Origin of the sequence: Marinomonas spartinae (assembly GCF_900089775.1) — a bacterium.
GTDB classification, from domain to species: Bacteria; Pseudomonadota; Gammaproteobacteria; order Pseudomonadales; family Marinomonadaceae; genus Marinomonas; species Marinomonas spartinae.
Genome location: NZ_FLOB01000001.1, coordinates 675,374 through 689,062, shown reverse-complemented (window position 1 = coordinate 689,062; position 13,689 = coordinate 675,374). Strand labels below are relative to the sequence as shown.

The 13,689-nt window shown below is 42.9% G+C and carries 14 protein-coding genes and 2 tRNA genes; 5 read left to right on the top strand and 11 right to left on the bottom strand.

Features of this window, described 5'->3' with window-relative positions:
• Positions 1 to 235: 235 nt before the first annotated feature.
• The 3 genes from MSP8886_RS03085 to MSP8886_RS03075 all read right to left on the bottom strand — a co-directional run bounded on the left by MSP8886_RS03085 (position 236) and on the right by MSP8886_RS03075 (position 3,325).
• The gene (locus tag MSP8886_RS03085) at positions 236 to 1,816 is read right to left on the bottom strand and encodes a methyl-accepting chemotaxis protein (protein WP_067012541.1); all 1,581 of its coding nucleotides are present in this window, start codon (positions 1,814 to 1,816) and stop codon (positions 236 to 238) included.
• Positions 1,817 to 2,498: 682 nt separating this feature from the next.
• On the bottom strand, positions 2,499 to 2,903 hold the full coding sequence (locus MSP8886_RS03080; protein ID WP_067012539.1) for a type II toxin-antitoxin system HicB family antitoxin: 405 nt from the start codon (positions 2,901 to 2,903) through the stop codon (positions 2,499 to 2,501).
• A gap of 239 nt (positions 2,904 to 3,142) precedes the next feature.
• Positions 3,143 to 3,325 carry a type II toxin-antitoxin system HicA family toxin gene (locus tag MSP8886_RS03075; RefSeq protein ID WP_067012537.1) on the bottom strand — a complete coding sequence of 61 codons (183 nt, stop codon included), beginning with the start codon at positions 3,323 to 3,325 and terminating at the stop codon, positions 3,143 to 3,145.
• 159 nt (positions 3,326 to 3,484) lie between these two features.
• On the opposite strand from MSP8886_RS03075, the gene MSP8886_RS03070 reads away from it, so the two are divergent.
• From MSP8886_RS03070 to MSP8886_RS03060, 3 genes are all read left to right on the top strand, one after another.
• Complete coding sequence (locus MSP8886_RS03070) at positions 3,485 to 4,393, top strand: DUF7217 family protein (protein WP_175365254.1); 909 nt, start codon at positions 3,485 to 3,487, stop codon at positions 4,391 to 4,393.
• A gap of 153 nt (positions 4,394 to 4,546) precedes the next feature.
• Positions 4,547 to 6,178 carry a hypothetical protein gene (locus tag MSP8886_RS03065; RefSeq protein WP_067012533.1) on the top strand — a complete coding sequence of 544 codons (1,632 nt, stop codon included), beginning with the start codon at positions 4,547 to 4,549 and terminating at the stop codon, positions 6,176 to 6,178.
• 158 nt (positions 6,179 to 6,336) lie between these two features.
• Complete coding sequence (locus tag MSP8886_RS03060; protein ID WP_245659014.1) at positions 6,337 to 6,723, top strand: tyrosine-type recombinase/integrase; 387 nt, start codon at positions 6,337 to 6,339, stop codon at positions 6,721 to 6,723.
• A gap of 176 nt (positions 6,724 to 6,899) precedes the next feature.
• Here MSP8886_RS03060 and MSP8886_RS03055 read toward each other — a convergent pair.
• Both MSP8886_RS03055 and MSP8886_RS03050 read right to left on the bottom strand, forming a co-directional pair.
• Positions 6,900 to 6,975, bottom strand: a tRNA-Phe gene (locus MSP8886_RS03055).
• Positions 6,976 to 7,058: 83 nt separating this feature from the next.
• A tRNA-Phe gene (locus tag MSP8886_RS03050) sits at positions 7,059 to 7,134 on the bottom strand.
• 120 nt (positions 7,135 to 7,254) lie between these two features.
• Between MSP8886_RS03050 and trmL the strand changes: the two genes are divergently transcribed.
• Positions 7,255 to 7,725, top strand: a complete 471-nt coding sequence (gene trmL / locus MSP8886_RS03045; RefSeq protein WP_067012529.1) for a tRNA (uridine(34)/cytosine(34)/5-carboxymethylaminomethyluridine(34)-2'-O)-methyltransferase TrmL — start codon at positions 7,255 to 7,257, stop codon at positions 7,723 to 7,725.
• Between the two features lie 64 nt (positions 7,726 to 7,789).
• Positions 7,790 to 8,899, top strand: coding sequence for a potassium channel family protein (locus MSP8886_RS03040; protein ID WP_067012527.1), 1,110 nt, complete (start codon positions 7,790 to 7,792; stop codon positions 8,897 to 8,899).
• Between the two features lie 96 nt (positions 8,900 to 8,995).
• Here the strand turns inward: MSP8886_RS03040 and MSP8886_RS03035 are convergent, their stop codons facing one another.
• The 6 genes from MSP8886_RS03035 to MSP8886_RS03010 all read right to left on the bottom strand — a co-directional run bounded on the left by MSP8886_RS03035 (position 8,996) and on the right by MSP8886_RS03010 (position 13,634).
• Entirely contained in the window at positions 8,996 to 9,247 is a 252-nt protein-coding gene (locus MSP8886_RS03035; RefSeq protein WP_067012525.1) for a YfhL family 4Fe-4S dicluster ferredoxin, read from the bottom strand.
• Positions 9,248 to 9,391: 144 nt separating this feature from the next.
• Complete coding sequence (gene coaD, locus MSP8886_RS03030; protein WP_067012523.1) at positions 9,392 to 9,883, bottom strand: pantetheine-phosphate adenylyltransferase; 492 nt, start codon at positions 9,881 to 9,883, stop codon at positions 9,392 to 9,394.
• 169 nt (positions 9,884 to 10,052) lie between these two features.
• Entirely contained in the window at positions 10,053 to 10,607 is a 555-nt protein-coding gene (locus tag MSP8886_RS03025) for a YggT family protein (RefSeq protein WP_067012521.1), read from the bottom strand.
• A gap of 14 nt (positions 10,608 to 10,621) precedes the next feature.
• Positions 10,622 to 11,452, bottom strand: coding sequence for a pyrroline-5-carboxylate reductase (gene proC, locus MSP8886_RS03020; protein ID WP_067012519.1), 831 nt, complete (start codon positions 11,450 to 11,452; stop codon positions 10,622 to 10,624).
• A 93-nt stretch (positions 11,453 to 11,545) separates the two neighbouring features.
• A complete protein-coding gene (locus MSP8886_RS03015) occupies positions 11,546 to 12,235 on the bottom strand; it encodes a YggS family pyridoxal phosphate-dependent enzyme (RefSeq protein ID WP_067013014.1) in 690 nt (229 codons plus the stop codon).
• Positions 12,236 to 12,530: 295 nt separating this feature from the next.
• Entirely contained in the window at positions 12,531 to 13,634 is a 1,104-nt protein-coding gene (locus tag MSP8886_RS03010; RefSeq protein WP_067012517.1) for a GGDEF domain-containing protein, read from the bottom strand.
• Between the last annotated feature and the right edge of the window lie 55 nt (positions 13,635 to 13,689).

The following is a 13,689-nucleotide window of genomic DNA, read 5'->3' as shown; positions in this document are numbered from 1 at the left end:
TAAAAAAGCATAGAGAGGTTATATCGCGTCAAACGGATCTACTGTGCTTATGCTAAGAATAGTCAAAGAATCGTACTCGTGATCCTGATAATCGTTAAGTTATGTAATGAAAATAATAATCGACAAGTGCCAACGCATTGAATAACAAAAGCAAGAAATGCTTATCCATCAACAACACAAGATAAGCATTTGCTTAAGAAAGCCTCCTTTACAAAAAGGAAGCGAGAAGGAATGGTTACAACTGGAATTGACTCACTGCGGTATTCAAAGTCCCTGATAATCCATCTAACTTTTTGGCTGTTTCAACCGTATTTTTTGCAGACTCCGCATCTTCGCGAATAATCATCGCGATACGATCAATTTTTCTAGCAATATCATCACTAGCATGGTCCTGCTCAGTCAAAGCATTACAAATATAATCAATGGACTCTTCTACCTTTACGGTACTCTCTGTCACATCATTCATAGATTGGCCGGCCTGTTGCGCAAGCAACACACCTTGCTCAACCCGCTGAAGCCCAGACTCCATACTGAGCGACACCGCCTCTGTTGCCTCTTGTATCTGGCCGACAATCTGCGCAATTTCACTGGTCGACTGAGTGGTTCGCATTGCCAAATTACGAATTTCATCTGCTACCACAGAAAAGCCTCGCCCTTGCTCGCCAGCTCTCGCTGCCTCTATCGCCGCATTAAGAGCCAATAAATTCGTTTGATCCGCTACGTCCTTGATAACCTGCATGATATTAGAAATATCACTAGATCGGTCCTCTAACTCTTTAATCAACGATGATGAACCACGAGAGTATTCAGAGATTTTATTCATTTCGTTGGTCGCGGATAGGACTACCCCACCCGCTTGCGTTGACAATTCGCCAGATTGCACAGAAAAAGACTGCGCACTTTTAGCATGCTCCGTTACCTGGCCAATACTCACCGCCAGTTGTTGAACCGTCGCAGCAACAGAAGACGCTGCCTCATTCTGAGAACTGGCACTATTCGCCACATGTGCCGACGCATCAAACAACTCAGAAGCTGCATTAGAAACATCACTTGTACTCTCACGCACCTGACATAAAATCGAATGAGTTTTATCAACAAACCCGTTCACAGACGACGCAATCGAAGACAGTTCATCCCGCCCCTCTACCGGCAAGCGCTTGGTTAGATCTCCTTGTTCTAAAAACTTCACTACATCTAAAACACGAAACACTCGCTTTCTCAGATCTCGAGCAAGCAGACGCTGACTGGCAACAACAAACAAACCGCCCGCAACCAGAGGCGTCAAAATCAACCACAAGATCATCGCCATCTGTTTCGAAATGATACCGTCTGATGAAGACTCAAGCCCTTGATTTTCCTTAACCAGCTGATCGATATCATTAATCATTGGCAACAAGTACAAACCATAAATAGAATCCGGTATTTGCAGCGCATCTTGAGGGCTATCTTGAGCCATATTAATGGCACTATTGAACTGCTTAAAATACTCCGCCCACAGGGATTTAATTTGCTTTAAAAGTTTCGATTTCTTCTTATCTATGACATGAGAAGCTTCAATCGACTTTAACAATGCATTGATTTTAACATTCGCCGCATCAAGAGCCGTTTTAGTTGAAGGCAGAATAGGATCCCCTTTTGCCACAGACAACCCTGTTGCCTTCATCTCAAACAATTGTTGAGACGTCGCGATTTGCGACTTGTAATGACCAAAATCTACCCTCAAAGAAGAGAGAATATAAGCTGCAAAGACGCCAACCAGTATAATACTGATGGCTGTCGCACCAGAAAGAACCCACATCTTTTTGTTAATGTTCACATGCTTCTCCAATTGATCAACATCGAGCGATGAAAAATCACCCCTCTTTTTTAAGAAGCATGTTACAAAATGTATATGACGCTTTTGTAACAAAGCAGTAAAGATCACTCAGAAACACACTATTTCATCACACCTTTCAGGAAGAATAAAAACAAATAAAAAGATAAGCTTAGCAAGAAAAGATCAATGAGATAGTCAACTTTATAGCCATGAAATGGCCACAAAAGTGACCACTGAAAGCGTCCCTAGCACCCCGAAAAAATACAATTCATTACAACTGATAGAGACAAATTTAATGGGCTTGAGATAAAGAAATTAGCTTTTTCACACTAGCAAAAAATATAGGAACAGAAAATACTGAATGGTAACAAAAACTCACTAAGGGAAGCGCTACACACCAGAGACAGATTACAACTCATTTCAATCGGGGAGCTGAACAACAAAGACGAATACGAAAAGATCAAACCCGTCACCATGTAAGACATCCTCAACATGCACCGTGTGCTGGCGCCGCTCGCTAACATCATGCCATTAAACGCAAGGGGGTTGGGAATCTACAAAATATAAGAGAGGTTTACTACAACAGCGAAATACTCGCCATACAGCGAGTTTGGACTGCTCTAAACGAAAAAATACCCGCACGAGGGCGGGTATCTTTCAAAGAGCCAAGGTGGTTAGAAAACTAAGCAAGTTCAAGCGCTTTTTTAGATACTTCAGCTAAAAAGCCCGAACGAGATCGATATTTTGGGTTAGAGGAAACCGCCTTATCGATTTTAGTAATCAAAAGGTGCGGGAGAGTTACATTGATTTTTTCACTCTTACCTAATAACGGAGTGATATCAACATCTACTATAGCCCACACACCGTCACTATAATCAGGATTATCTTTTAATTCAGAGATAGAAGAGGCTTTAGGAATGTCCTCACCGTCTTCTAACAATAACTCTAAATGTAGGAAGATTGCTTCATCAACCATATCAAGAGCTTCATCAAATGATGAGCCTGCAGAGAAGCAACCTTGCACGTCAGGCACAGTAACACCGTAAGACTCATTATCATCGGTATGCAATACTACAGGATATTTCATATTTCCCCCTATGCTGACACAGACCAAGTGGTCTAGTTTCAGCAACGATCAATAAATATTAAAATATATTGATCTTCTCTACTTTGTTTTCGGTTGTTGTATACTTTACTTTACTTTAATAATGCGCATGCACGTTATTAAAGTAATTTCATTCATATTAACATGAATAGATAGCGCATAAATTCTTAGACTTATCCTAATAATTTTTACGTACTTGCCATTAAGGTTTTCAAACAAGCTCAGCTAAACTGAGCTTGTTTGAAAATGCTTTTCAGAGTGCCTGCTGGTATGTCTGTTTTAGGATGAGGAACCGTAACTAAACCCTTTTTACTAGGGTGTTTAAAGTGTAAGTGGCTACCTTTCTTTCTAACTTCGTACCAACCATCGTCTTCAAGCATTTGAATAACCTCACGGCTTTTCATATATTTTTCCTTGGCTCGATAAAACGATAAGCAAACTATAACCCCAGTAACCATAAAAAACCAATTAGCAATTCCTATAACCCCAGCAACCCCACAAGAAAAAAGACTATAACCCCAATAACCCTAAATATCATTTACATACAAAAACCAAAATTTCACATGCAAACACACGGAGTATTTAAAGGCATCGCAAACAATATGCACAAATATGGTCATTTTATGTCGCTTCGTGTTGTCTGCCCCAATTGCAAAAGCACTGGTGTGATTGCCCACAATAACGAAGTATCGGAGGATATGGACGGTCTATTTCTTATAGACCTGTACTGCCATTGCCATAACCCTGATTGCTATGCATCGTTTGTTGTTCAAGCAGGCCACGGGCTACAGAGCGCAACAACGACCAAAGCCACCGCCACAGGCTCCCAAGCCGCACAGTTAAAAATACGCTTGCAAAAATACCTACCTGCTGAAGGCGAAACAATTGACCCTGCTTTAGCTGCAACACGACCTAACGCGGCCAAAGTACAAAACTGCATCACCGCTCTGGATAACTATGGTCAAGGGGCCAATGTGCTCAACGCCCACGTGCAACAGCGCTTAGAAAGTTTCCTAGACGATATGAACGTCGCAGCGGCAGTAAAAGAGATCGACAGCGTCATCAATGACGCCCCACCAAGCTGTACCAACATCAAAACGATTGCTGGCACACTGGCAGGCGCAACGGATCGCTATCTCAATGCTGCCTCAAGCGCACTGGATGAACTAGACCAGGGCATAACGGATTACGATGCCGGGGACATGGAGCGCCCCTCATTTGAAGCCTTATTGGATCGTATTGCAGGAGACCTAACCAGCAGCATTGCAGGCGTGACTGGCCTAGTATCGAACGAAGTGCAAAAAGTCGAAGAGATGTACAAAATCCACAAACAAATGGCCCGATCTTTCAGCGTACAAGCACTAATCCAAGACGACTGCGTGCGACCTTACCTGGTCCAGCTCGCGGGCCCACAGCTTAGCCAAGTGCTAGTAGACGATTTCAACGTGTCAGACCTGATCGAACAAGCATAATTAAGCCCACATCCAAGGACACGGGCTTCTTTTCAATTGTCTACGAGGGATGCCACCCACACTAAGCGTAACAAATAATAGCCAAATAGCGGCTCTAGAGCTTAGTATCAATATCTGTTTCAGAGCATTCTATTCTGTAGGGAAATTGTAGACATGTCAGTTGATTTAGTTAAAGAGCAAATTCGAAAATTTCTTTCCACCGATAATCCCGAAGTGCTCGCCATCAAAGGCTGTTGGGGGGTGGGTAAGACTTACAGTTGGGAAGAAAACATCAGAGCACTCAAAGACGAATGCAAATTAAAGTCATACTCCTACGTTTCACTGTTTGGAATTAACTCTATTGCCGAATTAAAACAAATGACATTTCTAAATGCCATTGATACCAAAAGTATTGGTGACACACCTAACATCAAAAGCTACTCAAAAAAATTGGCGAGCTTAATAGGAGATACAAAAATACCTTTTATCGGCAAGTATGTGGGAGGCACTAGCAGCATTATTAGCTCAGTTTCTCAACTAGCCATGAACAAGACCATCATTTGCTTCGATGATTTAGAGCGTCATAGCAAGGGAATTACCATCAAAGACTTCATGGGGTTGGTTTCATTCTTTAAGGAGCAAAAGGATTGCAAGATTGTATTGTTGCTCAACGAGGATGCGGGTGATGAAACCTTCGAAGACTATAAAAAGTACAAAGAAAAAATCGTAGACCGACAACTCCATTTCGAGCCAACAGCAGAACAATGCTTCGATATAATGATTACTGACGACTTCGAACTCAAAGGCTTCATTCGTGATTGCTGTATTGGCTTAGACATCAAAAACAAGCGGGTCATAAAAAAGATCGTCGAACATACAAAGGAGTTTTTGGCACTCGTGACCACCTTTGATGAAAGCATCAAAAAACAAGTCATACACTCGACTATCGTTCTCAGTTGGTGCTACTACTGCCACGGTGCAGATGAAAATCGTATACCGGAATTTGCATTTGTAAACCGACTTGGATCAAGAGAAAAGAACGATGAATTGGGTTGGAACGAAGAAACCACCGAGCGTTGGAATTTGACGTTAAATCAATATGGTTACAGATATACTGATGAAATAGATGCCGCTGTTGCTCGCGGTATAGAGCAAGGCTTTCTTGATGCGGAAAAGCTGCTCCCTCTTTGTACTCAAAAACAACAAGAGGTAGAAATTCAGCGAACTAGTAAAAATTGGAATCATGCATGGAATCTTTTTCACGATTCTTTTAGTAACAATGAAGACGAAATTGCTTTAGCGTTTGAAGCCGGAATGAAAGATATAGCGCCTAATGCTTCAGCTGCTCAATATAGCCAAGGGGTAAAGTTATTACGAGAGATTGGATATGCCAAAATAGCGGACGAGTTGACCGAGCTATTCATTGAATCTAATAAAGAGAATCCCGAAGCACTTGATGTTGATAATTCACCATTTGAAGTGAAGGATTCACATTTTTCTGAAAGGTTACGTGAATCATATTTAGAGTTAAAGCCAGAGCCGACAGTCGAAGAGATATTGGAGTTGAGGCGTGGCACTCAGTCTTATAACGTTCCTGAAGCTGAAATATTAGCCAGACTTACAGTCGACGAAATGTATAATCTTTTTATGGGATTTAAAGGTAAAGACTTAAAGGATTATATTCGTGTCTTTTTACTAATTGCTAATAGCAACGAGGATTTGGCAGAGAAGGTCCAACAAGCTCTTGATAGGATATCAAGCACTAGCAATTTAAACAAAGCCCGAATGGGTAAATTTAGGGTGTAAGCGAACCATTCAAGTACATACGGTAGATGTCGAAATCAATATCCTCTCGTAATACCAAGGGGGCTTTCGCCCCCTTTCTTTTACTCCTTAAATGCCTTCTCAAGTTGCTCCACACACTGTGGGCAGGTTTGGACGATGTGTTCATCCTCGGTGGTGACTTGCCGCCAGCCGCGATCGTTGAGTTCGCTGGCGATGAAGCATTGCTCCCAAGTCTCCATGTTGATGTGCAGCTCTTTGTCGTGGCACGAATGGCACAGGACTTTGACGACGATCTCGGCTTCAACGGCCGAGCGCTTAGGACTGGCATTCAAAATGCTGGTATTTATTTACCTCGTGGCCAACTGACTCACGTTATGCGGCATACATTCGCAGTGCACTTTATGAGAGAGAAAGGTTCGATCTTTGATCTGCAGAAAATACTTGGTCACAAAACACTAAAAATGACCCTTCGTTATGCGAAGTTCCACCCTGATTATTTGGCCGACGCCATCCACAAAAACCCGATCGCCATCATGGAACGCTCAGGCATGATCGTTGCCGCTTAGGACACTCTTGGACACCAGTCTAAAGGGCTTGGTGTCCAACCTCTCAAAATTCTTAGGACACTTACTGGACACCAGCCACACGGATTAATTGATTCAAGTATTTTTTAAAATGAACACAAAAACGCTGAAAGGCTTGATATATAAGGGATTGGGGGATATTAAGAAACACTTAGAAATGGTGCCCAGAGGCGGAATCGAACCACCGACACGAGGATTTTCAATCCTCTGCTCTACCGACTGAGCTATCTGGGCTTAACAGGCAGGAACCAATGATGTAAAAAAATAAGGCTCCAAGACGAAAAAAAGCCAGCTAATTTAGCTGGCCTTCTTTATCGTGGTGCCCAGAGGCGGAATCGAACCACCGACACGAGGATTTTCAATCCTCTGCTCTACCGACTGAGCTATCTGGGCAAGTGGGGCGTATTATAGAGAAACCTTCTTTAGGGTCAATAGTTTTTCCTAAAAAAATTAAAAAAACTTAGTTTTCCCCGCTGGTCTGGTATTATCTCGGTATATCAAGGAGATAATACCATGCTTCATATCGTACTCTATCAACCAGAGATTCCACCTAACACTGGCAATGTGATCCGCCTGTGTGCCAATACGGGTTATCAACTTCATTTAATCGAGCCGCTAGGGTTCGACCTTGAAGACAAAAAGCTTCGCCGTGCAGGACTGGATTACCATGAATTTGCGAACTTGAAGCGTTACGCAAATTTTGATGATTTTCTATCACAAAATACCATAGGAACAGTCTATGCGCTGACCACAAAAGGCAGCCATACGCATAGTGAAGCCAAGTTCAAAGCCAATGATGTCTTAGTCTTTGGCCCAGAAACCAGAGGTTTGCCAGCAGCGTTCATTGAGGCCCTGCCACCAGCCCAGCGTTTACGCTTGCCAATGCAAGCCAATTCACGCAGTCTTAATCTGTCCAATACGGTTGCAGTGATGGTCTATGAATCTTGGCGCCAATTAGATTATGCCATGTCAATCGATGGGTAGACCTATAATCGAGTCGCGAGCACAACCTCTATAAAAAGGTCCCAATGCATTATAAAAGGATAGTATGAATACCTTAGGTCTACTTCTTAGACGTAACAATACACGGCGGCAGTATCGCAAAAAGGTTCATTTGCATGCCACTAAGGACATGCAAAAAAGACTGATTCTATTCGCTTGTGTGATTGGCTTGCATAGCTTAGCCATGAACCATTTTGAGCACCTAAATTGGTGGCAAGCATTTTGGCTAACAATGACGTCTGCCAGCACAACGGGCTATGGCGATTTGTCTCCAGCTACCTTTTGGGGACAATTCTCTACGATAGTACTGATATATGGAATAGGCATTACGCTATTGGCACAAATCGCGAGTGATTATGTGGAGCTAAGAATCTCTAAAAAAGAAATGCGTATTAAAGGTCATATGGAGTGGAATAAAATGCAGGATCATTTATTGATTATCAATACCCCAAGTAGCGATGCCTCACGCTACCTTAAACTGCTTGTTTCGCAGGTGTGCAATACACCAGAGCTGAGCGAAGTCCCCATCCAGATCCTCACGAAAGCCTACCCCGATGGATTACCAATGAGCTTACGATCTCGCGGCGTGGTGCACCATACAGGCGAGGCCACTAAAGAGGGTAAACTACTATCCGCAGGTGCCAATAAAGCCAAGTATGTGATTGTGCTTTGTTCAGATCCCCATGATGGCCACTGCGACAGTCAAACCTTTGATATATTGCACCGTTTAAAAGAAATAGGCTGCTCAGCGTTTATCCTCGCAGAGGCCATTGATGATTCGAACCGTCAACGCTTTAGGAACGCTGGAGCAAAAGCGGTGATTCGCCCTATGCGCGCTTATCCAGAGATGCTGGTACGCTCTTTGATTGCCCCAGGTACAGAGCAAGTACTTGAAAACCTATTCCGTTATGAAGGCGACCACACAATTCGCTTGGAGGTTAATTTAGAGGGCTTTACTTGGGCGCAAATAGTCACTTGTTTAATTCAGAACAACATCGGTACTGCGCTTGGTTATGAAAATCAACACGGCCAAATCATCACTCACCCAAGTACAACAGAGAGCATTCATGCCCGCTCATTAATTTTATTAGTCGGAGACGAGCTAAAGACTCCCTCCCCAGAGCAATTACTGTCATTTTTTGAGAACGTGGCGTAGAAGGCCAGCCACAAACTAACAGCCTATGGTGGTAGCGGGTATCAAACAAGCATAAAAAAGCTCGAACTAAATCGAGCTTTTTTATGCTGGAGCAGATTAGAGCTGTCCGGTCAGTTGCAAATACTTTTCCATCAGCTGCTCTTCGGTTTCTTTGTTATTGATATCTAATGGAATGCAGTCAACAGGACAAACTTGCTGACACTGAGGTTCATCGTAATGCCCCACGCATTCTGTACATTTTTTAGGGTCAATAACATAAATCTCATCGCCTTGCGAAATAGCCTCATTTGGGCATTCAGGCTCACAGACATCACAGTTAATGCATTCATCAGTAATGATCAGAGACATGATTCTCTCCTAACTATCAGCCGATATAAACCAGCCATAAATCCAAACAAGGCAAAAACTCAGAGAAAGGGGAAATACACCGCTTTCTACACTACAGAGCAACCAACTTACTTGCCGATCTAAGGCGACGAATAAATTGATAATCTATCGCTTCGCCGTTAAATAATGTTCCTTAAGAACACGCTCAACCTCAGGGTTAACAAATTGTCCGAAATCCCCATTTAAAGAAGCAATTTCGCGTACCAGAGTTGACGATATATAAGAGTGTTTTTCCGATGGTGTGAGAAAAATACTTTCCACATCAGGAGCAATAGCACGATTCATATTGGCTAACTGGAACTCATACTCGAAGTCCGATACCGCACGTAAACCACGCACCACCACTTTGCCATTAACTGAGCGCGTAAACTCAGTCAATAAGTTATCGAAGCCAACAATCTCCACATTTGGCAAATGGCCCAATACTTTTTCCGCCAAAGCAATACGTACTTCGTGCGACAGTACCGGACGTTTTTTAGGGCTCGCTGCGACGGCAACGATAACCTGCTGAAACAGTTTTGACGCACGCTCGACCAAATCTGTATGGCCGTTCGTAATAGGGTCAAAGGTACCCGGATAAACCGCAATCGTACTCATAGCTTTCATCCAAAAAATGATTATAAGGAAGGGAGACCAATAAAAGACACTGTGCCCCCTCAGATTCCCATTCAGGGGTCGAATCATATAGGAATACGCCCCTGTTCTCAATTCTACGCTGTCATTCTCAACCAATCATGCTTAAAAGAACACCAATCTGCCGTCATGTCTAAACAATAGAGAAATTTGCCCTTAAGAGCTGCTGAATGACAGAAATAGCTAAAAACAAGAAAATAGGTGAGAGATCCAAACCACCTAATGTTGGAATCACACGGTGACACATACGATACAAGGGCTCGGTGATCTGCGCGACCAGCATGGCCCCTGGGTGACTCGCGCCTGGTGCCACCCAACTTAAAATAACCGAAATCAATAGCGCCCAGAAATACAAATCCAGTAAATGGTACAGAACACCTACCACCGTCCAAACCACATATAGAGAAGCTGGTGTAAGGGATGCAGTGCCTTGGAAAAACACAATTCCAAGAACAGTTAAAAACTGTACTAGCAAGGCAAATACAACACAGGCCATATCAACACGACCAATGGAAGGAATCACCTTACGCAGAGGCAATAGAATAGGGCTGGTTGCTCTGACAATTCCTTGGCTAATAGGGTTATAGAAATCCGCACGCGTTAATTGCAGCACTAAACGTAGCAACACAATAAACAGATACAAATTGGCAATGGTCTTAAATAAAAAAATCAATGGATCTGAATTCATCAGATAGTCCTTCTTTATGAGTCTGCGTTACCAGAAAATAGTTGAGCCATTTCTTTGGAGCGATCCATACAAGCAAGCATGGCCGTTCTGACTATATTATCAATACCTGACGCCTCAAAAGACAACAGGGCTTGTTCAGTAGTGCCCTTTGGCGAGGTAATATTTTTACGTAATTGATCAATTGGCTGCTCAAGCTCCGTTGCCATACGCGCCGCGCCTAGCATAGCATTCGCCGCCAAACGACGGCACGTTTCTTCACTTAAGCCTTGCTCTTTACCCGTTTTAATCATTGCTTCCAAGAATTGAAAAAAATAGGCAGGAGAGCTACCGGACAGGGCTGTCACAGCATGCATTTGTGATTCATCCTCCACCCAGACGGATACGCCGATACTTTCAAACACACCAGATACCCATTCCTTCTGATCCTCACTGGTATGGGCATTCGCGATTAAACCAGAGACCCCCGCACCTAATTGAGACGGCGTATTCGGCATACAACGTACCACAGAAACGTCTTTACCCAACCAGCGAGTTAAGGCGCTAAGCTCTAAGCCAGCAGCCACCGAAATAAACACTTGATCATCACGCACCAGATCGGCAAAGACACTAATCACCTCTTGCATTTGTGCGGGCTTTACGCAAAGCACCACCACATCCGCTTTGCTAACGGCCTCACGATTATCCGCTAGAGTGACCATTGCATACTCTTGCTCAAAACGCTCACGCTTAGCTTGCGTTCGAGAGGTACCAAGAATCTTCTTTGCTGGATACCCACTTGCAATAAGACCGCCAATGATCGAGCCCGCCATGTTTCCAATACCAATAAAGGCTATTGTTGGTTTCATTTATATTCCTAGTTTTTATGTCTCTGTCTGATAATATAAAGCTATCATTGTCTGCCGAACAACGACACTCGTTTATCTAAATACACTTCATAATTAGATATAATCACGGGCCCCAAAAATGGCCGTGCCAACCCTTACCATGGTACTGCCTGAAGCAATAGCAGCCGATAAATCACCAGACATACCAATGGATAATGTGTCTATCATGCTATCTGATGACGCCAATTCAAGGTAAGCCTGAGATAATGGACGGTAAACTGCCATTTGTTTTGCTTCATCTTCTTGTGGTGCGGGAATCGCCATTAATCCTCGAAGCTGTAAGTTAGGCAAACTTTTCACCAATGAAACCATCTCAGGTAAGCTCTCTAAAGAAATCCCTGATTTGCTTTCTTCGCCACTAATATTCACCTGTATACATACATTTAGCTTGGGCATATCATCTGGACGTTGCTCACTTAAACGACGAGCAATTTTTTCACGATCAATGGTATGCACCCAATCCATAGTCTGTGCAATGACCCGTGATTTATTGGACTGTATCGGTCCGATAAAGTGCCATTCAATACCAACAAGATCAGTCAATGCACTGTGTTTCTCTACGGCCTCTTGAACATAGTTCTCACCAAATAGGCGCTGACCAGCCTGATACGCCGCCCTAATGGCCTCTAGCGGTTTGGTTTTACTCACCGCCAGCAGACGCACACTGCCAGCATTACGTTGATATTGACGCTCTAATTGCGCGATTTGTTCACCAACAAGAGAAAGATTCGTTTCAATATTCATAAAAAACCCTAGTTTCTTTTGGACTTTTGGCTGTTCAAATCCAACAGCAAGCTTATAAACTGGCATTAAACGAAAAACAACAAAGAAAACTGCTCGCTACTGTCCATTCAACAAAGCACATAACGGCATGTTAGCACTTTTTTAGGGGTGAAAAAAAAGCTGAAAAGCAATGAAGAGAAATCAGATAACGAGGTTAGACATACAGCCAATACGAAATAGATCTCCTTTGTCTTGTGTATTACCGATGGTTTACTAACGATGCTTATCAAAAGGCAGGCAAGGTAATACAAAGCACTTAGAAAACATAAAAGTCATTACTTGATGAATAAACCCGGCCGTGAAACTCCAAACGATGCCCAAACGACTCGCTCACAGAATTCTCAGCAAAAGAGGCCGCACGATAAAGATCGTCCAAGCTAGAATGTTCAGGGTAAAAGGAAATGCCGATAGAGACACCATCAGATATGAGTTTTTTAGCCGCTAATGTAGGATCTCGCAATGCTTTCATCAACTTATTAGCGACGACTTCCGCATCTTCCATATGACGAATTCGAATACCCATGACAAACTCACCGTCATCGTAATAAGCCACTAAATCGTTATCGCGGACGGTACTCTGAATCAAATCTGCTAACGCTTTGAGATCCAAAGCGTCTTCTTGGTTTATTCGAGTATGCAATCTTAAAGACATCAACGCCACACGTTGGAAATGTCGACGCGAATCTTTTAGCACCATGGCAAAGTTATTCTCAAAACTGTAGCGACGTAACAGAGCTGTTTTGGGATCACGATGGCCATCTTCAAATAGGCAACGATCGGAGTACTCACGTTGCGATACGGCCTTCATACAATTCACACTTTCATCAAATACTAGATCGATGACATCATCACTGATATCAGTAGACTGACATTGAAAAAAGACCATCAAATAATCATCATATTGTTTGGTTGAAACATTCAACATGACCACATCTGAAAAGTCATTTAGCTCTAAAAAGCCTTTCCAAAGCCCCCAATCCACAGAGAGTTGAATATTTACCTCCCGTCGTTTTGGGCAAGATGGACTTTCTGAAAACGTCATCAAGGCTCTAGGTAATGCTCCTAATTGCCCTTCAGAATTAAGCAAAGCAGCGTTTTTTTCATCACGACTGGCTAATGCCCAATTCTGGCTACCTTTACTGCGGACTAATAAAAGGCCGTAACAATCTGGCAATATTGTTTGAATACTTGCTTGAATATCTCTCCAAAAGAAAGACACAGGCTTACCGCTTGCCACAGACAGTAAACGCTGAGCACTGCTCATATTGAATGTTTTCAATAAGTCACGCTCTTTTTCCACCTGAAGCAGACGAGCATGAAGAGCTTGAACATCATCGGACTGAAAAGAATTGAGCACCATTTAAACTACCAAAATGTTTAATGTTAACAACCAGATTAAGAGACTAACCTATACA

What these genes read in the sequence shown, in the direction of transcription:
- MSP8886_RS03080 (WP_067012539.1), bottom strand. Translation starts at nt 2,903, where the DNA reads ATGAAATATCCTGTAGTATTGCATACCGATGATAATGAGTCTTACGGT.
- MSP8886_RS03075 (WP_067012537.1), bottom strand. Translation starts at nt 3,325, where the DNA reads ATGAAAAGCCGTGAGGTTATTCAAATGCTTGAAGACGATGGTTGGTAC.
- MSP8886_RS03070 (WP_175365254.1), top strand. Translation starts at nt 3,485, where the DNA reads ATGCAAACACACGGAGTATTTAAAGGCATCGCAAACAATATGCACAAA.
- MSP8886_RS03065 (WP_067012533.1), top strand. Translation starts at nt 4,547, where the DNA reads ATGTCAGTTGATTTAGTTAAAGAGCAAATTCGAAAATTTCTTTCCACC.
- trmL (WP_067012529.1), top strand. Translation starts at nt 7,255, where the DNA reads ATGCTTCATATCGTACTCTATCAACCAGAGATTCCACCTAACACTGGC.
- MSP8886_RS03040 (WP_067012527.1), top strand. Translation starts at nt 7,790, where the DNA reads ATGAATACCTTAGGTCTACTTCTTAGACGTAACAATACACGGCGGCAG.
- MSP8886_RS03035 (WP_067012525.1), bottom strand. Translation starts at nt 9,247, where the DNA reads ATGTCTCTGATCATTACTGATGAATGCATTAACTGTGATGTCTGTGAG.
- coaD (WP_067012523.1), bottom strand. Translation starts at nt 9,883, where the DNA reads ATGAGTACGATTGCGGTTTATCCGGGTACCTTTGACCCTATTACGAAC.
- MSP8886_RS03025 (WP_067012521.1), bottom strand. Translation starts at nt 10,607, where the DNA reads ATGAATTCAGATCCATTGATTTTTTTATTTAAGACCATTGCCAATTTG.
- proC (WP_067012519.1), bottom strand. Translation starts at nt 11,452, where the DNA reads ATGAAACCAACAATAGCCTTTATTGGTATTGGAAACATGGCGGGCTCG.
- MSP8886_RS03015 (WP_067013014.1), bottom strand. Translation starts at nt 12,235, where the DNA reads ATGAATATTGAAACGAATCTTTCTCTTGTTGGTGAACAAATCGCGCAA.
- MSP8886_RS03010 (WP_067012517.1), bottom strand. Translation starts at nt 13,634, where the DNA reads ATGGTGCTCAATTCTTTTCAGTCCGATGATGTTCAAGCTCTTCATGCT.